20 protein-coding genes are annotated in these 24,632 nt (G+C 41.9%); 12 read left to right on the top strand and 8 right to left on the bottom strand.

Annotated elements, in window-relative coordinates:
- The first annotated feature begins 884 nt into the window (after window positions 1-884).
- The 3 genes from HUS62_RS16595 (at window position 885) to HUS62_RS16585 (ending at window position 3,594) form a co-directional block, all read left to right on the top strand.
- On the top strand, window positions 885-1,655 hold the full coding sequence (locus tag HUS62_RS16595; protein ID WP_175080465.1) for an EAL domain-containing protein: 771 nt from the start codon (window positions 885-887) through the stop codon (window positions 1,653-1,655).
- 373 nt (window positions 1,656-2,028) lie between these two features.
- The gene (locus HUS62_RS16590) at window positions 2,029-3,174 is read left to right on the top strand and encodes a porin (protein ID WP_175080464.1); all 1,146 of its coding nucleotides are present in this window, start codon (window positions 2,029-2,031) and stop codon (window positions 3,172-3,174) included.
- A 12-nt stretch (window positions 3,175-3,186) separates the two neighbouring features.
- Window positions 3,187-3,594, top strand: a complete 408-nt coding sequence (locus HUS62_RS16585) for a phosphate ABC transporter substrate-binding protein (protein ID WP_175080463.1) — start codon at window positions 3,187-3,189, stop codon at window positions 3,592-3,594.
- Window positions 3,595-3,650: 56 nt separating this feature from the next.
- Here HUS62_RS16585 and HUS62_RS16580 read toward each other — a convergent pair whose 3' ends face one another.
- A complete protein-coding gene (locus tag HUS62_RS16580) occupies window positions 3,651-5,276 on the bottom strand; it encodes a methyl-accepting chemotaxis protein (RefSeq protein WP_175080462.1) in 1,626 nt (541 codons plus the stop codon).
- Between the two features lie 569 nt (window positions 5,277-5,845).
- Here HUS62_RS16580 and HUS62_RS16575 point away from each other — a divergent pair.
- Together HUS62_RS16575 and HUS62_RS16570 are read left to right on the top strand one after the other, a co-directional pair.
- Window positions 5,846-7,444: an ABC-F family ATPase gene (locus HUS62_RS16575; RefSeq protein ID WP_175080461.1), complete on the top strand. Its 1,599-nt coding sequence runs from the start codon at window positions 5,846-5,848 to the stop codon at window positions 7,442-7,444.
- A gap of 138 nt (window positions 7,445-7,582) precedes the next feature.
- Window positions 7,583-9,508, top strand: coding sequence for a hypothetical protein (locus HUS62_RS16570; protein ID WP_175080460.1), 1,926 nt, complete (start codon window positions 7,583-7,585; stop codon window positions 9,506-9,508).
- Between the two features lie 224 nt (window positions 9,509-9,732).
- Here HUS62_RS16570 and katG read toward each other — a convergent pair whose 3' ends face one another.
- Entirely contained in the window at window positions 9,733-11,910 is a 2,178-nt protein-coding gene (gene katG, locus HUS62_RS16565; protein ID WP_054563203.1) for a catalase/peroxidase HPI, read from the bottom strand.
- Window positions 11,911-12,174: 264 nt separating this feature from the next.
- On the opposite strand from katG, the gene HUS62_RS16560 reads away from it, so the two are divergent.
- Complete coding sequence (locus tag HUS62_RS16560; protein WP_175080459.1) at window positions 12,175-12,432, top strand: hypothetical protein; 258 nt, start codon at window positions 12,175-12,177, stop codon at window positions 12,430-12,432.
- Window positions 12,433-12,495: 63 nt separating this feature from the next.
- Here HUS62_RS16560 and HUS62_RS16555 read toward each other — a convergent pair whose 3' ends face one another.
- Entirely contained in the window at window positions 12,496-13,869 is a 1,374-nt protein-coding gene (locus HUS62_RS16555; protein WP_175080458.1) for a GAF domain-containing sensor histidine kinase, read from the bottom strand.
- A gap of 271 nt (window positions 13,870-14,140) precedes the next feature.
- Between HUS62_RS16555 and HUS62_RS16550 the strand changes: the two genes are divergently transcribed.
- The 3 genes from HUS62_RS16550 to HUS62_RS16540 all read left to right on the top strand — a co-directional run bounded on the left by HUS62_RS16550 (window position 14,141) and on the right by HUS62_RS16540 (window position 16,835).
- Window positions 14,141-15,031, top strand: coding sequence for a TPR end-of-group domain-containing protein (locus HUS62_RS16550; RefSeq protein ID WP_175080457.1), 891 nt, complete (start codon window positions 14,141-14,143; stop codon window positions 15,029-15,031).
- A gap of 303 nt (window positions 15,032-15,334) precedes the next feature.
- Entirely contained in the window at window positions 15,335-15,634 is a 300-nt protein-coding gene (locus HUS62_RS16545) for a helix-turn-helix transcriptional regulator (protein ID WP_058584433.1), read from the top strand.
- On the top strand, window positions 15,624-16,835 hold the full coding sequence (locus tag HUS62_RS16540; RefSeq protein WP_175080468.1) for a type II toxin-antitoxin system HipA family toxin: 1,212 nt from the start codon (window positions 15,624-15,626) through the stop codon (window positions 16,833-16,835). Before HUS62_RS16545 ends, HUS62_RS16540 begins: the two co-directional genes overlap by 11 nt.
- 264 nt (window positions 16,836-17,099) lie before the next feature.
- On the opposite strand, the gene HUS62_RS16535 is transcribed toward HUS62_RS16540, so the two are convergent.
- The 4 genes from HUS62_RS16535 to HUS62_RS16520 form a co-directional block, all read right to left on the bottom strand.
- Entirely contained in the window at window positions 17,100-17,918 is an 819-nt protein-coding gene (locus HUS62_RS16535) for a nuclear transport factor 2 family protein (protein WP_175080456.1), read from the bottom strand.
- A gap of 70 nt (window positions 17,919-17,988) precedes the next feature.
- Window positions 17,989-18,729, bottom strand: a complete 741-nt coding sequence (locus HUS62_RS16530) for a ferredoxin--NADP reductase (RefSeq protein WP_175080455.1) — start codon at window positions 18,727-18,729, stop codon at window positions 17,989-17,991.
- 207 nt (window positions 18,730-18,936) lie between these two features.
- Window positions 18,937-19,638 (bottom strand): purine-nucleoside phosphorylase, encoded by a 702-nt coding sequence (deoD, locus tag HUS62_RS16525; protein ID WP_175080454.1) that lies wholly within the window; start codon window positions 19,636-19,638, stop codon window positions 18,937-18,939.
- Window positions 19,638-20,867 (bottom strand): phosphopentomutase, encoded by a 1,230-nt coding sequence (locus HUS62_RS16520; protein WP_175080453.1) that lies wholly within the window; start codon window positions 20,865-20,867, stop codon window positions 19,638-19,640. The genes deoD and HUS62_RS16520 overlap by 1 nt, the downstream gene beginning before the upstream one ends.
- A gap of 191 nt (window positions 20,868-21,058) precedes the next feature.
- On the opposite strand from HUS62_RS16520, the gene udk reads away from it, so the two are divergent.
- The 3 genes from udk to HUS62_RS16505 all read left to right on the top strand — a co-directional run bounded on the left by udk (window position 21,059) and on the right by HUS62_RS16505 (window position 23,819).
- Window positions 21,059-21,688 carry a uridine kinase gene (gene udk, locus HUS62_RS16515; RefSeq protein ID WP_135926701.1) on the top strand — a complete coding sequence of 210 codons (630 nt, stop codon included), beginning with the start codon at window positions 21,059-21,061 and terminating at the stop codon, window positions 21,686-21,688.
- An 18-nt stretch (window positions 21,689-21,706) separates the two neighbouring features.
- The gene (locus HUS62_RS16510) at window positions 21,707-22,930 is read left to right on the top strand and encodes a NupC/NupG family nucleoside CNT transporter (protein ID WP_130052976.1); all 1,224 of its coding nucleotides are present in this window, start codon (window positions 21,707-21,709) and stop codon (window positions 22,928-22,930) included.
- Between the two features lie 157 nt (window positions 22,931-23,087).
- Window positions 23,088-23,819, top strand: coding sequence for an ABC transporter substrate-binding protein (locus tag HUS62_RS16505; RefSeq protein WP_175080452.1), 732 nt, complete (start codon window positions 23,088-23,090; stop codon window positions 23,817-23,819).
- On the opposite strand, the gene HUS62_RS16500 is transcribed toward HUS62_RS16505, so the two are convergent.
- Window positions 23,816-24,511, bottom strand: a complete 696-nt coding sequence (locus tag HUS62_RS16500) for an ABC transporter substrate-binding protein (protein ID WP_258536798.1) — start codon at window positions 24,509-24,511, stop codon at window positions 23,816-23,818. The genes HUS62_RS16505 and HUS62_RS16500 overlap by 4 nt on opposite strands.
- Between the last annotated feature and the right edge of the window lie 121 nt (window positions 24,512-24,632).

The raw sequence follows: 24,632 nt of genomic DNA, 5'->3' as shown, positions 1-24,632 counted from the left end.
ATGGACTCCCATAACATTTTGGTCTGCTAACTTAAATGTTAGTCCAACCTTCGGTGGTTGGGGGAGTCCAATTATCTTTAGAGGAATACACTAAATCCTCATTGTCTTCTCATTCACTTCTCTTTGTGCAAAAAATATTGGAACCACAGAGGGCACAGTGGCGCTTCGCGCTGCACAGAGAAAAACCAATACTCACAAAGAGGCTAAGAGACGCTGCGCTTTAGAGGAAAAAACTAATTGGCTTAACTTGTATCTCATTGTCTTCTCATTCACTTCTCATTGTGCATAAGAATTTTTGAACCACAGAGGTCACCGAGGCGCTTCGCGCTTCACAGAGAAAAACCAATACTCACAAAGAGGCTAAGAAACGCTGCGCTTTAGAGGAAGAAACTAATTGGCTTAACTTGTATCTCATTGTCTTCTCATTCACTTCTCTTTGTGCAAAAAATACCGGAACCACAGAGGGCGCCGAGGCGCTTCGCTCTTCACAGAGAAAAACCAATACTCACAAAGAGGCTAAGAGACGCTGCGCTTTAGAGGAATACACTAAATCCTCATTGTCTTCTCATTCACTTCTCTTTGTGCAAAAAATACTGGAACCACTGAGGGCGCCGAGGCGCTTCGCTCTTCGCAGAGAAAAACCAATACTCACAAAGAGGCTAAGATACGCTACGCTTTAGAGAAGTACATTAAATCCTCATTATCTTCTCATTCACTTATCTTTGTGAATAAAGAACCTACAGTGAATAAATGCCTGTTTGAACTGTGTAAAACGGCAGCTACATATTTTCTTTATAGTTTTATACTTTTAACTCAACAACATTGCACAATTGGCAATTTACTTGCACTATTATGTATTAAGAAGACTTTAGTCTGAGGTAAGCATGCACGACAAGCAAACTCATTGCCAGCCATCAGGTTGCAATAACTGTAAAGACAAATTAGAACTTGGTTTTGATTTTACAATGGCTTTTCAGCCAATTATTGATTGCACCGATAAACACATTTTTGGCTATGAGGCTTTGGTTAGAGGGCCTAATAATGAGCCGGCTTATTCTGTTATCTCACAAGTTAACGATGAGAACCGCTATACCTTCGATCAGCTTTGTCGTATTAAAGCTATTTCGCTTGCCGCTAAGCTTAAGCTTGATTCTATTTTGAGTATTAACTTTTTACCTAACGCGATTTACAAACCTGAGCGCTGTATTAGAACAACCCTTGAAGCTGCTAAACAATATGGTTTTCCAGTAGAACAGATTATGTTTGAGTTTACCGAGGTTGAACAGGTTGAAGACAGTACGCACATAAAACGCGTGATCGAATATTACCAATCACTCGGATTTATTACCGCAACCGACGACTTTGGCTCTGGGTATTCGGGTTTAAATTTGTTGGCTGATTTTCAGAGCAATATTATTAAGCTCGATATGGAGCTAATACGCGATATTCACCTAAATAAAGCGCGCCAAATCATAGTGAACCATTGTATTGCTATGTTTGAAGAGCTCAACATTACCGCCCTCGCCGAAGGCATTGAAACAGTTGAAGAATATCAATGGTTGCGCCAAGCCGGCGTAAGTTTAATGCAAAGGTATTTCTTCGCTCGCCCTGGATTTGAGAGCCTACCAGAAGTAGATTTTAGTAAGTTGGGGTAAGTGGTTGAAACGAGAATCGAGTTGCGACAAAACAAGAGTGGTCAGCCGTAAGCCCTCAGACGCATGAATACATTAGGTGCTAGGTTTTGGGCGCTAGGTTCTAGGCGCTTGGACGCGATGTTAAATCGCTGCTACTTGTTCGGCGTTAAAACGCCTCCTACATCTCGCAACTTTCTCCTCGTATCTCGAAACTCTTATCTCGCATCTCGCAACTTTACTCTTTCCCCACTTTTAGTACCGTTTTTGTGAAAAATAACGACGTATTCATTGATGTAGTTACAATTTATCTGTAACTTGTGTCGCCCATTTCGCTACGTACTACTATAACATTAAGCGAAATCAACATTTTCACACTAAATACTAGGGATACACAATGAAAAAACTTCCTATTGCATTGGCTCTATGTGCTGCTTTTGTGTCTGCAAACACAATGGCAGAGGTTCGCATAAACGGCTTTGCTTCTATTGTTGGCGGTAAAGCCCTTGACGACGACGCTACTCTTTACGGTTACGATGACGATATTTCGTTTAAAAACGAAAGTATGTTCGCATTGCAACTTTCAGCAGATTTACAAGAAAAGCTAAGCGCTACGGCACAAATTGTGGCTCGTGGTAGCGATGATTTTGATGCTGAGTTTGAATGGGCTTATTTAACCTATGAGTTCAGCGATGAGCTTCAGGTGAGTGCAGGTAAAATGCGTGTTCCTTTTTACCGTTATTCAGACTTCTTAGACGTTGGTTACACTTACCGTTGGGTTCGTCCGCCGCAATCTGTTTATAACCTCCCGTTTTCGACGTATGAAGGCCTAAGCCTATTACACAACACCCAATTAGGTGATTGGGATTCAACCGTGCAAGTTATTTACGGTAGCTTCGATGGCAACATTGCTGTGGTATCGGTTAATGGCGATACAGAGCTTAATGATATTGCTGGTATAAACTGGACAATGAGCTATGACTGGTTCAGCGCTCGTGCTGCTTACTTTGTAGCTGATACAACAATTGCAATTGAAAATGACACCGATGCAGGTGTTGCACTTAATGGCCTTGAGCAAACTCTTCGCGCTGCGGGCTTTATTGATCAAGCAGATGATATTGCTGTAGACGAAGATGATGGTTCTTTCTTCGCTGTGGGCTTTTCAATTGATTACAACGACATTCTGTTTGATGCTGAATACACTGAGTTTGAAGTAGAAAACAGTGCTCTTGCTAAACAAACTCAATACTACACGTCTGTTGGTTACCGTATGGATGAGTGGATTGTGCACTTAACTTACGAAAATAACGACGACAAACACGATAGCAATCGCTACAACGCGCTACCTGCAGTACCTGCTTTAAACGCGGGTATTAATCAGGTGCTTGAAGGCGTTAGAGCAAAAAGCAATGTATATACCATTGGTACTCGTTATGACTTCCACCCATCTGCTGCATTAAAAGTAGATTTCAGCCGCTTTGAAGATGACATTTCAGATACAGAAACCGACGTTGTTGCTGTTGCTGTTGATTTAGTTTTTTAATTGGAGCTCATGATGAAAAAATTATTAATCGCTACAGCAATGACTCTTTGCTCGCACGCTGCATTTGCTGAGGTTGCTGTTATTGTAAATCCTGCAAATGGCAATGCTATTGATGAAGGAACAATCAAAAAGATTTACCTTGGCAAGACAAAATCGTTTGACGATGGCACTAAAGTAAACCCGGTAAACCAAGACAGCAACAGCGTAAGCGATGAGTTTAACGATAAGGTTGTTGGTAAGTCGAGCAGCCAGCTTAACGCTTATTGGTCGAAACTGGTGTTTACTGGTAAAGGTACTCCGCCTGAGAAACTAGCAAACGATCAAGCTGTTATTGATTTTGTTGCAGCCAACGGCGACGCCATTGGTTATATCGATGCAGCAAAAGTAACTGATAAAGTTAAAGTAGTCGGTACTTTTTAAGTCCTTACTACGGTTAATAAAAAACCAGGCAATGCCTGGTTTTTTATGCGCTTAAATTACTCAATTTTAAATTTAGCTGTGGCGTCGAGTAACGAGTCAGACAGGTAATGAAGGTTTTTCGCGACATCACGTACTGCCGACAATGAATCCATTGTTTCTTCAAACGACATATGCATATTCGACACGTTCTCAACAACCATACTAGCAACCGATGTTTGCTCTTCGGTGGCCGCTGCAATTTGTGAATTCATACCGTTAATTTCTAAAATCTGCTCAGAGATTTTATCAATCGATTGCCCTGTATTTTCAGCCGCTTCGGCATTGTTTATAGCCATATCACGAGCCGAGTTCATAGCAATTACCGCGTCGCTTGCTGCTGTTGTTAGTGTTGAAAGCAGCTCTCTGATTTCGTTGGTTGAGTGCGACGTTCTTGAGGCAAGCTCACGTACTTCATCAGCTACAACCGCAAAGCCACGGCCTTGTTCACCTGCGCGCGCAGCCTCAATTGCCGCGTTTAAAGCAAGCAGATTAGTTTGCTCGGCAATTGAAGTGATCACATTCAAGATTTGTGTGACATTTTTAGTATCATTCTCCAATTGATTAATTGTTGATGCTGCTTGGTTAATCTCATCACTTAATGTTTTCGACTCAGTAACAGAACGTCGTATTTGCGTTCTGCTTTGCTCAACTTCGCGCTCGGCTGTTTGCGCAGCTTGCGATGCATTTGCCGCTGAATGAGAAATATCAGCAACACTTTGACGCATTTCTTCCATCGACTGCTTCACGATTTCAGCATCGGATGTTTGTTTGGTTGTTGCACGCTCTGCACGTTCCATACCTTGCACAAGTCGCGTTGAGTTCTCCATTAATGGTTCACAAACCGCTATTACCTCAAGTACCGCCGCTTTTAACAGCTGTATAAACGCATTAAAGTTAATTGACACTTGGCCAATTTCATCTTTAGCGTGTACTTCAAGTTGTGTGCTTAGTGAGCCTTTACCGTCGGCTAATAGACGTAAGTTATCTGCCGCAGCACTTGCTGATGAGCCAATTCCACGGGCAATCCAAATTGAGGTAGCAATAAGCAGAATCAGTGACACTACAGACACAATAAGCATTAAGTTTAGTGCGTTGTCTGAACGCGCTTTGGTTGCTTGCACTAGTTCAAAAAAGCGGTCGTCTGCGCGGGTTTGTGCACGTTTAAATCCCGCTAAAACAGCCTCATATTGCTGTGTTTTTTGCTGTGCTTGCTGCTGAATTTTACTAAAGTCAGCAGTGCCATCGATCATTGAGGTTGCAATACTCGACGAGGTTTGTGCATAAAGCTCTAATTGTTTTTTGGTATCGGCATGCACATAGCTGTCGTTGATGCTGATGATGTTTTGTAGATTTTCGTTAATTGTTTTATATGTTTGCGCAGCACTATCCACTAAGTCTGACTCACCAAACGTGACTGCTTGAGTATATAACTCATCTAGTTTTTCGAGTAATGCTACATTTTCTGAAGTAAGTTTTACTACCTGATAAGACGACTTTTCTAGCTCGTCGAGCGAGATTTTATTGTCATTCATCGCGATATAGTTCGTCACCACAATAATGACAAATGCCGTTATGGCAATGCATGTTATGGCGTGTATTTTTTTTGTGATGCTCAAGTTATTGAATGAAATACTTGCAGACATTGAATCCACCTTTGCTGTCATATTACTTAGTATTATCGCCCGATTTCCCTAAAGTATTAACTATATTTATATATTTTCAGGTTTTTTTCGTAATTTGTTCCGTTTGTAGGAGGTCTTGTAGGAGGTACTTCAGTGCCGAACCAAAAATAAATAAGAGCTTTAAGCCTTCATCTCTTAGACGCGCGAAACAAGTTTCACGCCTACGATTGAAACATAGGCGCTAGGTGCTGGGGCGCGATGTGAAATCGCTGCTACCTCGTATCTCGCATCTTTATTCTTTCCCCTTGTAACTTAAGACATTTCCCGGCTAAAGCCAGTCCTACGCGGGAAACATCAGGTGCTAGACTCTAGGTTCTAAGACGCGATGTGAAATCGCTACTACCTCGCATCTCTTATCTAGCAACTTTCCCCTTTACTCTTTCCCCTCGTAACTTGAAACTTTCTCTTTTTTAATAGCGTTATTAGGGGCTGATCTGTATAATCCGCGGCCTATTATTTACCCTATTGCTTGTTTATTTTCGCAGTTGCTGCGCCCATAACCCTGTCAGTATTTTTCTAGGAACAATTCGTTGATTTCAACCGCAAATATCACCATGCAATTTGGTGCAGAGCCTCTGTTTGAGAACATTTCAGCTAAGTTTGGTAACGGTAACCGCTATGGTTTAATTGGTGCGAATGGCTGCGGCAAATCGACCTTTATGAAAATTCTAAGTGGTGCGCTTGTGCCAACGTCTGGCAATGTGTCGATTGCACCGGGTTTAAAGCTAGGTACGCTAAGCCAAGATCAATTTGCATTTGAGCAATACACTGTGGTTGATGCAGTGATCATGGGTGATGCAGAACTTTGGAAAGTAAAACAAGAGCGCGACCGTATCTACTCACTGCCAGAAATGAGTGAAGAAGACGGCATGAAAGTCGCTGAGCTTGAAAGCATTTTTGCCGAAATGGATGGCTACACAGCAGAAAGCCGCGCAGAAGAAATTTTGATCCAAGCGGGTATTGAGCAAGAGTTTCATTATGGCTTAATGGCAAACGTTGCGCCGGGCTGGAAACTTCGTGTGCTGTTAGCACAAGCGCTATTTGCAAACCCTGATATTTTGCTTCTTGATGAGCCAACCAATAACCTTGATATTCACACCATCACTTGGCTAGCTAACGAGCTTAACCAGCGTAAATGTACGATGATTATTATCTCGCACGACCGTCACTTTTTAAACTCGGTGTGTACACACATGGCCGATATCGATTACGGTGAGCTACGAATTTACCCAGGTAACTACGAAAAGTGGATCGAAGCTTCAAGCTTGCAACGCGAACAGCTACTTGCTGAAAACGCTAAGAAGAGCGCTGAAATTGACGAGTTACAAGAGTTCGTAAACCGTTTTGGTGCTAACGCATCAAAAGCAAAACTAGCGAGTTCTCGTGCTAAGCGCATGGATAAAATTAAGCTTGATGAAGTAAAAGCGTCAAGCCGTATTAGCCCGTCACTCCGTTTTGACGAAGGCAAAAAAATGTATCGCCAAGCATTAGAGCTTACTAAATTAGGTCATGGCTTTGATGGCGAAACCCTGTTCAGCGGCGGTGAGCTACTACTTGAAGCTGGTGCTAAGCTTGCGGTTATTGGTGAAAACGGTGTTGGTAAAACCACCCTATTACGCTGCCTAGTGAATGAATTACAAAGTAACGAAGGTGTGGTTAAGTGGTCTGAAAATGCCAGCATTGGTTATTGCCCGCAAGACAGCAGTAAAGAGTTTGATAACGACTTAACTTTATTTGATTGGATGTCGCAGTGGCGCACCGCTAAGCACAACGATTTAATGGTGCGTGCTATGTTAGGCCGTTTATTGTTCACCGCAGATGACGCTAACAAAAAAGCCCGTAACTGCTCGGGTGGTGAAAAGAACCGCCTATTGTTTGGTAAGCTAATGATGCAAGACATCAACGTGCTAATAATGGATGAGCCAACCAACCACATGGATATGGAAGCCATTGAAGCACTCAATAATGCATTAAAAGATTACCAAGGCACGCTAATTTTTGTAAGCCACGACCGTGAGTTTGTATCGTCTTTAGCGACTCGTATCATCGATATTAAAGATCAACAGCTTATCGATTTTCAGGGCACGTTTGACGAATATATGGACCATGTTGCGCAACAAGCGCAATAACCCTTTCCCCTAAAAGGTGAGCAAGTTAGCTCACCTTTTTTGTTTACGTTCAGTTACATATTCACTTTACTGGGTTACCCGTTTTAGGTAACTTAAATTTCTTTGATTTCAATAGAACAATAAATTTAAGGGACCTAAATGAAAAAGCTTCTCAGCGTATCGACATTAACACTGGCTCTAACAGCCTGTGGTGGCGGTTCATCAACAGATAAAACGCCAGATGTAAAAGTAGGGCAGAATACTGCACCGACACTTTCTGGCTCACTCACTCTCTCAGCCAAAGCGCTTGAATCAACTAATTTAGTTGTTGATTTAAAAGATGAGCAAAACGACAGTGTTACTACAACGATTATTGATAAGCCAGAGTGGCTAAATGTAACCACCAGCAGTAATCAAGTAACTTTTAGTGCAGAGCCAAGCCTATTCGAAGTAGCTAACCACGCTTTTACTGTAGAAGTGTCTGATGGTAAAGCAAGTAACCAATATACCTTAACCGTTAATGTTGCCGAAAACCGTGCAGCATGGCAACCGATTGAGCTTAGCAATAGCGAAGTGATGGGTAACTGGCAGTCAAGCGATGGTAGCGTAGAGCTGGTATTTGCTACTGAAGATGCCGGGGTAATTGCTCAAAATGGTGAGCTAAGCCGTTTTGATTGGTCGAACCCTGATGTGATTGCATTAAATACCCAAGCGATTGATTGCTTGCATGAATGTAATCAACAAGCCCTTCTTGAAATGGAAGTGTTGGCTAAGCGCGATGATGCTATTCGTGTTGAGCTTTTTAATGTTTCAACCGATAAAGGCGAAGTAGTTACCCTTTATAAATCAAATTCAGAGTTTAGCTCTGCGTACTACGCTGATGTAGAGCAAAGCTCATTCCACTCTGTTAATTATTTAAGTGCAGCGGGCGGGGAAAGTTATTTTGAAGTACCTTTAGCAAGCTTTATTCCGACGGCTTCAGGAAATACTACGTCATTCCCTCATGCTGAATTTTCGGCGTCGTTAGATGGCAAAACATTAAAAATTGAGAGTGATACATTAGTTGTAACTCAAAGCACAAAGCAATTTAGTAACCTTGGTCATGAGGTAGATGTTGCATTTGATCTTGATCTTGTTGATGCAGAAGTCATTGCCCAATTTGATGACTTTTTAGTGCTAAAACTACGTCATGCTCTAACTTATCAAGATGAAAGTGCTCAGAATTATATTAATGAGTCAGCCGAACTTGCTGAAGCATTGCAAGTAAAAACAACGATTAGCGCACTGCGAAAACTCACCCCTATTGCAGTTCCTGAGCTTACAGTAGGCAAATCATATACAGGCCGTTTGAATAACAAAAATTCAGATACAGGTGAAGGCCTAACGTTCCGCTATTTACCAACATTTTTCACCATCACTGCCGCCGATACTGCAACGGTAACATTTAATACGCCTGAAAATACTGACTCGTTTAACTGGCATTACGACTTAGACAATAATGGCGACACCGTTAAAGTAACAGGCAATGGCCTAGATACGAGCTTACAATTTTTCACTCAGCCTGATGGCAAAATGATCATGGCGCGCGAACGAAATAAAGACGAACGCCAAGCTCGCTTAGGCTATGAATTTATGGAAGTGATTGATGATTCAACCATCACACTTGATGACTATAAGCAGCTATTTAGTTACTTACGTCAAGGCTATACCAGCGGCAACCAGAAGATATACTGGTATATAAATGATGATGGTAAAGGCAGCTTCTATTACGCTGACCAATATGGCCTCGAAAACAGAGCTAACTTTACACCAAGTAGTTATTGGCAATTAGAAGCTGATAAGAGCATTAGCTTTGCAATGATGTCTCAGTGCCCAAATGCGGTTGATTACGCTAGCTGTAAAGATGAAGTATTAGCAAATCAAGAAGTTGCCTATTCATCATTATTCAATTTTAAAATTCTTGCTAAAGAAGGTGATAAGTACCTTTTTGATCGTCTGTTTTGGCAAAGCACGTATGCCTACAGTGAAAGAGAGTTAAAAGAGAGTATTTTTCAAAATAGTTACTGGTTTGGGGTTGAGAAGTAAAGGAGCTTTCAGCCTTCAGGTCAGACGCGCGAAACAAGTTTCACGCCTACGGTGAAGACATTAGGCGCTAGGAGCTAGGACGAGATGTAAAATCGCTGCCACCTCGAATCTCGCATCTCTTACCTCGTAACTTTCCCCTTTCCCCTTGTAACTCGCTAACTTCTCTAAATAAAAAAGGCCACACAGTTAAACTGTGTGGCCTTTGTACTTAACGGAATTTTAAGTTAAATGTCGAATCGATCGGCGTTCATTACTTTGACCCATGCGTCGACAAAGTCTTTTACAAAACGTTCGTTGTTGTCGTCTTGCGCGTAAAACTCTGCGTATGAGCGTAGGATTGAGTTTGAACCAAACACTAAATCAACGCGTGTTGCTGTCCATTTAGTTACACCTGTGCTGCGATCAATGATGTCGTAATAGCCTTTACCTAGTGGTTTCCACGTATTAGCCATATCGGTTAGGTTAACGAAAAAGTCAGTACTGAGTGTGCCTACGTTATCTGTAAATACACCGTGTAAAGTACCGTTATGATTAGTACCAAGAACACGCATGCCACCAACAAGAGCGGTCATTTCTGGTGCTGTTAAGCCCATTAATTGCGTACGCTCTAACATTAGCTCTTCTGCTGAAACTGCGTAGTCTTTTTTCAGCCAGTTACGGAAACCATCGTGAATTGGCTCAAGTACGTCGAACGAGTCTGCATCTGTCATCTCGTCTGTGGCATCACCACGGCCAGGCGCAAATGGCACGGTTATATCAACACCCGCCGCTTTTGCTGCTTGCTCAACCGCAGCTGAACCACCCAGAACAATTAAATCAGCGAGGCTTACTGGTTTGCTTAAACCCGCTTGTACTGACTCGAGTGCGCTTAATACTTTGGCTAAACGCTCTGGTTCATTACCTTGCCAATCTTTTTGTGGCGCTAGGCGAATACGAGCACCATTTGCACCACCGCGATGGTCTGAACCACGATAAGTACGCGCGCTATCCCATGCAGTTGCAATTAAGTCTGCTTGGCTTACACCACAATTAAGAAGCTTGGTTTTAAGCTCGCTAATTTCGCTGTCTGATAAGGTGTAATCAACCGCTGGGATCGGATCTTGCCAAATCAGATCTTCGCTTGGTACATCGGCACCTAAATAACGTGATTTAGGACCTAGGTCACGGTGCGTCAGTTTGAACCATGCACGTGCAAACACATCACTAAAGTATTCAAAATCATCATTAAATCGCTCGATAATTTTACGATAGGTTGGGTCCATCTTCATCGCCATATCGGCGTCGGTCATAATAGGGTTTAAACGAATTGATGGATCTTCTACATCAACTGGTTTGTCTTCTTCCTTAATATCGATTGGTTCCCACTGCCACGCACCTGCAGGGCTCTTCTTGAGTTCCCACTCGTAATTAAGCAGCAAGTAGCAATAACCGTTATCCCATTTAGTTGGGTGAGTGGTCCACGCGCCTTCGATGCCTGATGTCATCGTATCGCGACCAATACCGCGTGAGTTGTGGTTGTTCCAGCCAAGACCTTGCTCGAATACATCAGCTGCTTCTGGCTCAGGGCCTACGTTTTCTTCACTACCATTACCATGAGTTTTACCCACAGTGTGGCCACCGACTGTAAGCGCTGCAGTTTCTTCGTCATCCATCGCCATACGGGCAAATGTTTCGCGAACTTGCTCCGCTGTTTTAAGCGGATCAGGGTTACCATTCACCCCTTCAGGGTTTACATAAATTAAGCCCATTTGTACCGCTGCCAATGGGTTTTCCATAGTGTCTGGTTTAGCTACATTTGAATAACGCTCATCACTGGGTGCTAACCATTCTTTTTCAGCGCCCCAGTATACGTCTTTTTCTGGGTGCCAAATATCTTCGCGGCCACCGGCAAAGCCAAAGGTTTTTAAACCCATTGATTCATATGCCATATTACCGGCTAAGATCATTAAATCTGCCCAAGAAAGCTTGTTACCGTATTTCTTTTTGATTGGCCAAAGTAAACGACGAGCTTTGTCTAAGTTAGCGTTATCTGGCCACGAATTTAATGGCGCAAAACGTTGGTTACCTGTACCACCGCCACCACGGCCATCTTCTAAACGGTATGAACCCGCTGAGTGCCATGCCATACGGATCATTAAACCACCGTAATGGCCCCAGTCAGCTGGCCACCATTCTTGGCTTTCGGTCATTAGATTTTTTAAATCGGTTTTAACGGCTTCAAGGTCAAGAGATTTGAAAGCTTCTGCGTAATTAAAGTCTTTGCCGTAAGGATTCGTTTTGCTGTCGTGTTGATGAAGAATGTCGAAATTGAGCGCGTTTGGCCACCAGTCAGTATTTGATTGAGCGGTGACAGTGTTACTACCATGCATTACCGGGCATTGGCCCGTTTTTCCATTACTCATTATATGCTCCTCATAAGCTAAAAATATGACGAAACGCTAAAAAGTCGCTTTTATCCCTTTCGTCATAAAGAGAGATTTTCTAATAGTTATGAATAACTAATAGCAAATAAGTTCCTGTTGTTTAAAACTATAGGAGTTGTATATAAATAAAGCTAGATCCAGAACATGGTTTTAAATCGATTGCACCGATAGAAAAATCTGATTTGATTCATTTAACAAAACCGTCCATTTTATAAGGGTATTTTTTAACAGCGAGTAGCCCTTATGAAAACCATTAATCCTTACGTTGCTAGACAACTAAGCATTAACTTTTTTATCGCCAATTTACCTATTTTGATGTTAACAGGGCTGGTAGTCGCATCGCTTGTGGCGCTAACCTTTAGAAGCTCGGTGTTGTTTTGGCTAGCGCTGTTGATAACGCCTTTGAGCATTAATTATTTATTTTCTAAAAAACGTATTAAACAGTTTTGCAAAGATAACAAATGCTCGGATATTTCTTGTCTTGCCAAGCAAACTGATTAATTTTTAATTTTATTACCCAGTCACCAGATTGTTTAGCCTACAACTTGTATAAATATTAATTAGTTATGTGAGTTTTTGCGGCAATTTGAAGGTGACAGTAACGCCCTTATCAGGTTTGCTATCAATGCTCACTTCGCCTTGTAGCGCTTGCGTTGCAAGGTTATAAACTATCGACATACCTAAACCACTGCCGCCACTGCCTCGCTTGGTAGTGAAAAATGGCTCAAACACTTTGTGCATCACATCTTCAGTCATGCCATGACCGTTGTCTTTATAGGTAATAGTGTAGCTGTGATTGTCATTATCTATGCTTACAGCGATATCTATGCGGTTTTGCTCACGGCCAACAAATCCGTGTACACAGCTGTTATTTACAAGATTTAAGAATATTTGGCTAAGCGCCCCCGGAACGGTTATAAGTGAAAGGTCATCAACACAGTTGATGTTTACTTCAACACTATGACTACGTGTAAGTGGCATTAAGCTATGTAAGATGTTTTCAAAGTAATCTTTAATGTTGGTTTCGAGTAAATTAAGCGATGATTGATCAACCGCCGTTTGTTTAAAGTCACTGATGAGCTTTGCGGCCCGCTCAAGGTTGGTAAACGATATTTTTATACACTCGTTTAAATGATTCATGCCTTCAAGTAGGGCCGCTTTTGTTAAGGTATTTGAATCTATTTGTTTATTAAGCGTATTTAGCTTATCTTTTGCCGAACTATTTGCTGTGACAGCTATGCCAATCGGCGTATTTACCTCATGGGCAATCCCCGCAACAAGATTACCCAGTGAAGCCATTTTTTCGGCTTCTATGAGTTTTTCTTGCATTGCGGTCAGTTCAGATAAGGTTTTTTCAAGCGTACGCGTTCGTTCTGCAACACGTTGTTCTAGGTGCTGATTGGCACGTTCAAGTTCAGCATTGATGCGTTCGTTTTCTTGTGCCGAGAGCGCTCTGCCATAAAGATCTGCCAAAGCACCAATAAATGAGCATTCATCTTCTGTCCATTGCCGCTTGCCACCTATATGCTCACAGCAAAATATACCTATCATTTTTCCTTTATAACGAATTGGCGCATCGAGCATTGCACCTATGTTAAGAGGTTTTAGGTAACTTTCACTAAATTCAAAGGTGGCAGGGTCGGTATGAGCATCTACTGCGGTAATCGTACGTTGTGTGTCGAGTGCTTTAAAATAATCAGGAAATGCATCACGAGGGAGCACTAACATTTGGATTTCTTTGCCGTTTTCTCTATCGAGTAATAACCGGCATTCAATTGCGGTGTTTTCTTCATTTAACAGCCAGATCCCTGCTCGGCCAATTTCAAGGCCATCAAGTACAGCATTCAGAATTAAGCGTTCAGCTAATTCAACATTGCCACTATCAAGATCAGAAGAAATTGATACTCCATACAGCAGTTGGACTAGTTGTTGGCGCATACTCTCACCTTTTAGTTTTACGATTCCTTAAGTCTAGACGAACATTGTGATTCTGACAGAACGAAGTTAAGTTTTTAAAAACTCATTTAGTATTAAGTAGTTGTTCAGATTAAAAAGGGTATATTGTACCTAACTCCTGTTGATACCCCTTACGACTTTATGTTGTTTAAGCAGTTTGGCCAGCTCTCCCCCGAGCTGGTTTTTTTTTGCCTAGTCCGCAGTGCCCACGCATGTTACAGTTACCTCAGAAATCACTAAAATTTTATATGTCATGCGTTATACCTTAATTTTAATCACTTTTTTAATGAGCTTTAGCACACTTGCAGCAGCTCAAAATGAACCAGAGAATCGCCCTGTACTTTCTGAAGCAGAGCAGCAGCAAGCTCTCGATAAGCTTCAAGAACCTATGTATAAGCCATTGTTAGAGCGCTATATTCTTGATGAATTAAAAGCTGTGCGCCAAGACCAACAAAAGCTGCGCGAAGATGTGACAAAGCAAGTTGCTCATACGCAACTAGATACTGCCGACCGTGCATTAACTTATACAACAGACACTATTAATAATGTATTTTTCATTATTACGATTACTGCTTCAATTTTGGTTTTAGTCGGCTGGAATTCACTGCGTGATGTTAAAAATAAAGTAGAAGATATTGTTAATACACGCGTGAGTGCGATTACCAAAGAATATGAAGAGCGTTTAAAAGTACTCGAAGAAAAACTACGTGAGCGATCTGAAGAGATCTTATTAAACCAACAAAAGATCTCAATCACCAATGAAGTTCATTCTTTATGGATGCGTGCCAATTTAGAAAGCGATGTTGCGAATAAGATTGAGATTTTTGACGAAATCTTAAAACGTAAACCAGAAGACGTAGAAGCCATTGCCTACAAAGCAGATGCACTGTTAGAAATAAACGAAACAGGTGAAGCTATCGAGCTTTGTAATCAAGCATTAGAAATTGATAGCGACTACGGCTATGCATACTGGCAACGTGCTTGTGCCTATGCGTTACTGCACAAACACGCCGATGCAATGGCTGATATTCGTATGGCCCTTGAGTATTCTCCTAACCTACGTAACGAGCTATTACACGAAAGCGCGTTTGCCAGCCTACACGACAACGACAGCTTTAATTCGTTGTTAAACGAAACGGTTTAGCCAAGACGAAAGAAGGATGCGTTGGGCCGAGCAGAGCAAGGCCCAACGTATAGGAGCGGTCAGCTGTCAGCCGTAAGCTCTCAGACGCGCTAGGGTTTAGGCTCTAGGTCCTAGGCGCTAGGACGCGATGTAAAATCGCTTCTACTTGTTCGGCGTTAAAACGCCTCCTACATCTCGCATCTCGTAACCTTCTCCTTTCCCCTTGAAACTCGCTAACTTGTAACTTTATTCCCCTCTATTGCAAAAACACCAAATACCGCTAAACTAATCATTAAATATCTAATGATTATAAAAGTAATCAATATGCGTTCTGAACAGGCAACAAAAATGGCACAAAAGCTGGGAGATTTGATACGCCAGCACCGAACACTTCATTATACGCAAAGTACATTTGCGAAAATGATTGGGGTATCACGCTCGACTGTACAAAAGTTAGAGCAAGGTGATGTTGTGAAAAGTGACATTCTTTTTGAAGCGCTGGTTGTACTTAACTTACAGGGATCGCTTCTTGATGAAATAAATGAATTAGCGGCCGAAGTAGGTGGATACAATGCTCGCCAACGCAAACGAAATTCACCACAGGAAATCAATGATGACTTCTGAGTGCTATGTTTTTATAGATGGTTTAGAAGAAAAACCCGTTATCTGTGGTTACTTTAAATTAGATAATCAATCAGGTCGAGGTGAGTTCAACTATGGTAAGAGCTATTTAGCCCGAAGCGATGCCTTTGCTCTAGATCCAATACATCTGCCATTAAAGTCGGGGATTTTCAATTACAGTGCAAACAGAGGTGTATTTGGCGTATTGAGTGATGCAGGAGCTGATTCGTGGGGGCGCAAGTTAATTCTTTCGCTTCATACTACAAAACCCAAAAACGAGTTAGAATTTTTATTAGCCGGGTCTGGGTATGGCGTAGGAGCTCTTGTTTTTAGTCTCTCGCGAAGTGCCTCAAAGCATAAAACTAACAAAAATACCTTGTCTGATTTAGCCTTGCTAGACCAAGCTAAAGATGACTTGCTGGCGAATAAAACAATTTCTGATGAAGCTAAGAAAGCATTTGAATTTGGCCAAAGCATGGGGGGAGCTAGACCAAAGACCTCTATACAAATTGACAACAAACTCTACTTAGCAAAATTCAATCGCCAAGATGATTTATTCAATCTAGTCAGAGCTGAACATGCTGCAATGAAAATGGCGAAACAGCTTGGTATTCGAACGGCTCCTACCTTTATTCATAAAACACATACCGGTGATGTGCTACTTGTTGAGCGGTTTGATGTTAGTAATGGGTTACCAACACACCACTTTTTAAGTGCGAATAGCTTACTTCAAAAACCCAAAGTTGCTATGAGTGATCTTTCAAATGACTACTCATATGGTCAATTAGCTGAATTTATTAGGCACCAAACAATGCAAAATGCAGGTGATGCTGAAGAGCTGTTTAAGCGAATGGTGTTCAATGCGTATATTGGTAATACAGATGATCACACTCGCAATCATGCATTCCTATATTCATTTTCACAAAAAAATTGGCGATTAAGTCCAGCCTATGACATCACTCCAATCAACAACTCAAAACAACATGGTCTTGGCTTTGGTAATGATGGGCGTTATGCAAGTAAAAGCAATTTTTTATCTCAGGCTAAGCGATTTGGACTAGCAACTTCAGCAGCAAAAAACATCATCAAAGAGATTGAAGAATATTGCAAAGATTGGCCGGCTCACTTTAAACATTTTGCCGACGTTAGTGATGAAGATATCACTCGTTTAAAAGGTGTAATTCCTGAAATAAATGAAGTGTAGAAGAGTAATAGTGCAAAACTATTTTCAGGCCGACTAGTTCGTTGGGACGAGCGAAGCAACAACCAACGTTTAGGAGCGTTCAGCTTTCAGCCTTCAGCGGTCAGACGCGCGAAACAAGTTTCACGCCTACGTTGAGCTAGGACGCGATGTAAAATCTGCTACCTCCTCGTAACTTTCACCTTTCCCCTTGTAACTCGCTGACTTGTAACTTGAATTCAACTAACTTTCACCCATAAAAAAAGAGCAGCTGAGCTGCTCTTTTTTCTAACGGAAGAATAACACTTTGGTTATTTTGCCGTTCTCTATTTTGTAGCTGGTGACGAACTCAGAGCGCTTGTCGACGACTTTCGGGTCTTGTGAACAGGTTTCTGAGAGTTCGTGATCAATCACGATGTTACCGAGTACAATGCGTTTAATTGGCGATGATTTAATGCACTTTAGCTTTTTAAACATAATGCCGTATCGTGCAATGAGCTTTTCTTTACCGGTGAACATCAGTTCATTCGGGAATGTATAAAACTCAACGTTTTCATCATACATCTTAATGAATGCATCAATATTACGCGCGTTATAAGCTGCAATTAGCTGTTCAATCACTGCCATTGACTCACGGGACTGACGCGCTTTTTCTTGCTGCTTCGCTGTTAGCGCTTCTTTTGCTTGGTTAACGGCTTTTTCTGCTTCTGCAACGGCTTGCTGTTTTTCGGCAACTGTTTTTGGTTGCTCTGCAGGTGCAGGGGTTTGTGTACCGAGTACTTTGCTATCATCAACTTCTGCAACCGCTTTTAAGGCTGCGGCTGTCGCTTTTTGTTCGTCGCTGCTTGTGGTTGTTTCACTCGTTGCCTTCGCAGCTTCTTCAGCTTTTTCTTCTACTTTAGTGGCTTCTGCTGTCGCTTTTTCAGTTTCAGATGCTAATTTTTGCTCTGTTGCAGGTTTTTCTTCAATAAACTCTAAACTAGGTACGTCTTTCTTTTCGGCTTTTTGTTCATGGCTCGTTTGAGGTTCGGTTTGTTCAGTGGTTTCTTCACTTGCAATTGACTGCCAAGAGAATAATAAACTAATTGCCAAAAATAACGGTTTCATACTTTTCCTAAATGCATCATGCCTGATTGAGGCGCTAAGGTAGCAAATTATGACTACTTGTCATAGTTTTTTACCAATATTGCTCTACTGTGATCTGCCCTGGTTCACGGCGCCTGTTGCGGCTAAAACCAAGCTCTAACAAAATAGCTGTGGTATCTTTTACCATTTGCGGATTACCGCAAATCATAAATTGTGCGGTTTCAGGTACGCTTGGGCGCCCAATTACGTCAAATAAGCGATGGTCTTTAATTACGTCTGTGATCCGGCCATTAAAACCGACTTTTGCTGACTCCCGGCTGACTACAGGCGAATAGTAAAGATTTGGGTACTGCTGCTGTAGCGCTTTAATACGTTCTTGATAGCTTAAGTCCTCGTTAAAGCGAACTCCATGCACTAAATGAACATGCTCAAACTTTTGCCACACTTCGCCCTGCTCTAATATTGAAATAAAAGGCCCAAGCGCAGTACCTGTACTCAGCATATAAAGCTGCTCACTGCTTGGTACTTCATCAAGGGTAAAAAAGCCTGTCGCGCGGCGCTCTATAGTCACAGAGTCACCCGGCTTTAATTTTGCGAGTTGTTGAGAAAGTTGACCGTCTCTCACATTAATAAGATAAAACTCGAGGTCGGGATTGTTCGGCGCATTCACATAAGAATAGGCACGAGCTACACGTTTATCACCCACTTGCATCGCAAGCTTTGTAAACTGCCCCGCAGTGAATGGCTCAACATCGGCATTAACGATTAAGCTAAATAATGAGTCGGTCCACCATTTAACGTCTTTTACCTTAGCTTCAACCCAATTAGACATACACATCCTCAATTATTGTTCCTCTATTAAAAGTGGCAACAATTAGTTGAATTTTCAAGTTTTAAGGGGCGGTTGCGAGCAGGATGATTTTACGCAAGATAAACAGGTAGCTATAAAAAAAGCCGCATAAATGCGGCTTTGAGGTTAGTCTCACTTCACTTTGGGCGTGTTTCCAAATTTCAGTGAATACGTTACCAAGGAACTTATTTAAATTGATTCTAAAGCAATTTTAACCATTTCGTTAAAGGTGCTTTGACGCTCTTCACTTGGTGTCGCTTCACCAGTGATTACGTGGTCACTAACTGTAAATAGTGCCATCGCTTTAGCGCCGTATTCAGCGGCTACGCCGTACATGCCAGCTGTTTCCATATCAACAGCAAGTACGCCTAGCTTGTCTAATTCTTGATAGAATGTGTTATCTGCTTGGTAGAATGTATCTGTTGTAAATACATTCCCTACTTTTGCTTCAATGCCTAATTCTCTCGCTGCATTTACGCCGTTAAGTAATAAACCAAAATCAGCAATTGCGGCAAAGTCGTAACCACGAACGCGCGCACGGTTTACGTTTGAATCTGTGCTTGCACCTTGTGCAAAGATAACGTCACGGATTTTGATATCGCTACCAATACCGCCACAGGTACCAATACGGATTAGATTTTTAACGCCGTAACTAACGATCAATTCACGGGCATAAATTGACATTGATGGAATACCCATCCCAGAGCCCATAATACTCACTGGTTTACCTTTGTAGGTACCGGTAAAACCATACATATTACGAACGCCTGTTACTTGTTTTGCGTCATCTAAAAAGTTTTCAGCAATGTATTGAGCGCGAAGCGGATCACCCGGCATTAATACCGTTTCTGCAAATTCGCCTACATTGGCGCTGATATGAGGAGTACTCATTATTGGTTTCCTTTTTTGTTCGCTAATAGCTTATCTTTAAAGCCATCACCGTATTCAAGTGCAGGAAGATTAAACCACTGGGCAAGGGTTTGACCTATGTCTGCAAAACTAGCTCGTTCGCCAAGCGGGGTGTTTGTCATTCCCGGTTGGTAAGCAAGTACTGGCACGTATTCACGTGTATGGTCAGTGCCTGCTGCTGTTGGATCACATCCGTGATCGGCCGTGATAATTAACACATCATCACTATTTAGCTGATTTAAGATGGTCGGTAGATAATCATCAAACTCTTTTAATGCTTTAGCATAGCCAACTGCATTACGGCGATGACCGTACTTTTCATCAAAATCAACTAAGTTTGTAAAAATCAAACTATGGTCAGGTGCGCTTGCGATTACTTCTGAGGTTTTCTCAAGCAAGTTCATTAGCCCTGGCGCTTTGTGTTTTTGGGTGATGCCTTGGTGCGCATAGATATCAGCAATTTTACCGATACTGATCACTTCACCGCCGTCTTGCGATAATTTATCAAGCAAGGTTGGTGACGGTGGCAACACCGAATAGTCACGACGATTACCTGTACGGGCAAAATCGTCACGGCTCGAACCCAAAAATGGCCGCGCAATCACTCTTCCTATGTTCATTTCATCAAGCAGCGCCCGTGCGATTTCGCAAACCTGATAAAGTTTCTCCAGTCCAAATGATTCTTCGTGCGCGGCTATTTGAAACACGCTATCAACTGAGGTGTAGCAAATCGGCATGCCGGTTTGCATATGTTCTTCACCTAGCTGTTCTAAAATAGTAGTTCCTGAGGCATAACAGTTACCTAAAATGCCAGGAATACCTGCGCGAGCAATTAGCTCGTCAACAAATTCTTGTGGAAAACACGGCTGTGTATTTGGGAAGTAACCCCAATCAAATAACACAGGTACACCGGCCATTTCCCAGTGCCCTGAAGGCGTGTCTTTACCACTTGATAACTCTTTAGCGTAACCCCATGCGCCAATAGGTGCTTGTCGGTCACTGACTAAACAAGGTTCTTTACCTGCGGCTTCGCATGCATCAGCTAAACCTAAACGGGTAAGATTAGGTAGCGATAAGTGCTCACCAGTTTCTTCTGCATAGGCTTCAAGTAAATGAGCAAAGGTATTTGCGCCTACGTCACCAAACTGCTCTGCGTCAGGTGCTGCGCCAATTCCTAGGCTATCTGCCATTAAGATGAGTGCTCTTGTCATGGGTACCTCGTTATCAATATGTGAATACTTTATATGCTCTTCGAATTTTTGGTACAGGACATAAGTCCTGTTTCATAAAACAGAAACATTATAAATTTGCATCTCTAAGCGAAGCAAAAGAGATTAATCGTGTCTTTTTTGCTATTGTGATCTACCTAACAATGTTTCCTTCTGTGTGGGCGAGAACTTTAGTGACACGAACAATTATAGCTATTGCTGGCGCATCTGCGTCGGGCAAGTCTCTTTTTAGCAAGACAATTTATAACGAATTAGTCAATGAGCTTGAACCGGGCGCGATCGCAGTGATCGAAGAAGATGCTTATTACAAAGACCAGTCGCATTTGCCGTTTGATCATCGAACGCAAACCAATTACGACCATCCTGATGCTTTCGAGCATGAGCTTTTGCATGAGCACTTACTTCAGTTACGCGCTGGAAAATCAGTAGACGTACCAACTTATGACTATGCAATGCATACCCGTAGCGATGAATCGCGTCGAGTGGCACCTGCAAAAGTACTTATCGTTGAAGGTATTTTGCTACTGAGTGATCCGGCACTTCGAAAAGAATTTGATATTAAGGTGTTCATTGATACACCGTTAGATATCTGCCTTATGCGCCGTATGCAACGAGATATGGAGCAGCGTGGCAGAACATTACAGTCCGTTGTTGATCAATATCAAGCGACAGTGCGACCTATGTTTTATCAGTTTATTGAGCCATCAAAGCACAAAGCTGATCTCGTAGTCACACGCGGCGGTATGAATCGCGTTGCCATTGATATAATTAAAAGTAAAATAAAATATTTACTGCAACAATAACAACGGGAAACAGTCAGTATGACAACATTTATGAGCTTAGTAGGCATTGTTGTGCTACTAGGCATTGCTTTTGCGGCTTCAACGAACCGTAAAGCAATTAATTTAAGAACTGTAGGCATCGCCTTTTTACTTCAAGTGTTAATTGGTGGCTTTGTCTTGTTCTTCGAAGTGGGCAAAAACGTACTGGCAAGTATGTCTCGAGGCGTATCATCAGTTATTGGTTATGCCAATGACGGGATTAGCTTCTTATTTGGCTCACTGGCATCGCAAGATACCCTAGGGTTTATTTTTGCGATACAAGTATTGCCCGTTATCGTGTTCTTCTCAGCACTCGTTGCTGTGTTGTATCACATCGGGGTGATGGATTGGATAATCAAGATTCTAGGCGGTGGCTTACAAAAGCTATTGAAAACCTCGCGCCCTGAATCGCTTTCTGCGACCGCCAATATTTTCGTTGGCCAAACAGAAGCACCATTGATTGTTAAACCATTTATCGCCAGCATGACTAAGTCAGAGCTATTTGCGGTAATGGTTGGTGGCCTTGCTACTGTAGCCGGTTCTGTTATGGCAGGTTACGTAACAATTGGTGTAGAGCTTAAATATTTAATTGCAGCCAGCTTTATGGCGGCACCGGGTGGTTTCTTAATGGCAAAAATGATTGTGCCAGAGACCGAAACACCAAAAGAAGATTTAGCTGATTTAGACGTACAAGAAGAAAAACCGGTTAACGTAATTGATGCAGCAGCGTCAGGTGCCGCAAACGGTATGCACTTAGCACTAAATGTAGGTGCGATGTTACTTGCTTTCGTAGCACTTATTGCACTTCTAAATGGGTTATTAGGCGGTATTGGTGGTTGGTTTGATCATCCAACATTAACGCTACAAGAAATTTTAGGTTACGTATTCGCTCCAGTTGCATGGTTATTAGGTGTACCGTGGAACGAAGCAGTAATCGCAGGCAGTTTTATAGGTCAGAAGGTTGTAGTTAACGAATTTGTTGCTTACCTCGACTTTATTAATTATCGCGATACGTTAAGTGCGCACACACAAGCGATTGTCACATTCGCGTTATGTGGGTTTGCTAACTTATCATCGATAGCAATTTTACTAGGTGGATTAGGCGGTATGGCGCCTAGTCGGCGAAAGGATATCGCACGCTTAGGGCTCAGAGCAGTGTTAGCAGGATCTATGGCTAACCTCATGAGTGCAGCAATTGCAGGTTTTTTCCTCTCGCTAGCTTAGAAACTTAATGAGATGAGCCGTAGTTGCAAAACAATAGGATAGGACTTTAAGGGGTTAAAGGTCTATCTGACTTGAACGATACTTCACCAAGGGCCGCAAGGCCCTTTTATCGTTTTATGTGCTAAGATTTAATTACTAAGTCCTTTTAAGTACATAAATGAACTATTTACGACTTTATTTGCTAATTCTTTTCTTTAGTTGGCCAGCACTGAGTAAGCCGACCCTAACCGTTGTGACTGAACTGTCACCTCCCAACCAAACCTTACTTAATAACCAAGTTGCCGGTGAGAGCACCGAGCTTGTGAAAGCAGTTTTTGCTAAAGCTAATTTGAACGCGAATATAGAGCTTTACCCTTGGGCCCGTGCCTACAATATGGCATTGAAGAAACCGAATATATTTATTTACAGTATGGCGAAAACCCCTGAGCGCGAAAAACACTTTCATTGGATTGGTGAAGTGGCAACCTACCAAATGGGCTTTGTTAAGTTGAGCTCTCGCAGCGATATAAACATCACTTCAAATGAGCAAGCCAAGCAATATAAGATAGCGGTTCAGCGTCATGACCTAGCGGCGCAGCGCCTAACAGAACGTGGTTACACTGTGGTATATACATCTGATATTAATAAGTCGTATCAGCTGTTGATGTCGGGTAAGGTTGATTTAATCATTGATGATAAGAACTATATTGCGGCTATGGCTGAGCAATTAGCACTGGATGAAGCTCGTTTCAGCTTTGCTCATGCAATCGACTTTTTAACCATGAAAGGTTATCTCGCAGCAAATATTAATACCGACCAACGCTATATCGATGCCTTAAAAGCAGCGTTTAATGAAGTAATAATGACACCTAAATACAATGCTGTGATGATGCTAGGACAGCGCCCTTAATTTGCTTTATATTGCTCTATATAAGTCTCTAATAACCCTTGCTTACTCAGCCTGTCATAACTTGCCTGTAATCGGCTGACTAGCTCTTCGGGTAAGGCTTTATTTAAGGCGAGAAAGTTTCCTACCGTGCCATTTAGAGGCAACTCAACTAACTTAACCACTTCTCGCCCTTGGTGACCGTACTGCATTAATTGGTACTTAAACGAAAGCTCAGATCCAATAATGAGCTCTATTTTATTTTTGAAAAATAAATTAATACACTCGTAATAGTGACTCACTTTGAGGAGGTTTTTATCCCCTTCAAAGCCAATGCTCTCTACAAATTTTTCGTAAATGCTGTCTCTAACAACACACAGGCTATGATCTTTCACTTGCGATAAATCGATAGGATTAATACGGTCATTTGATTGTAAACGATAAAAAAAGTTACGAGAGGATGCCATTGGACCAATCCACTTGAATAACTCTTCACGGTCGGGAATACGTGCCGTAGAGACCAAACCTGATAGTTGCTTTTGCTGGGCTAAATGATATGCCCGAGACCAAGGTAAGAGCTCGAATTTGCATTCAATGTTTGCATCAACGCACATTGCTTTAACAAACTTTAGATTAATGCCCTCTAAATGCCCTTTATTTGAGAAGTTATACGGCGGAAATTGCTCGGTGTAGATGGTGACACTATCTTTTGCCAATACTACAGGTGCAAAGCTTAGGCATGCTAACAACAAATATTTTAAGATAATTAATACACTCTAATGACATAGCTGCATTAAATATAGAAATATTCACTAGCCCAGTCAATTTTTAGGCATA

It is taken from the genome of Pseudoalteromonas sp. 0303 (assembly GCF_013349995.1).
Taxonomy (GTDB): Bacteria; Pseudomonadota; Gammaproteobacteria; order Enterobacterales; family Alteromonadaceae; genus Pseudoalteromonas.
Note: the sequence above shows the minus strand (reverse complement) of the source record. Positions and strands in the feature narration are given on the sequence as shown.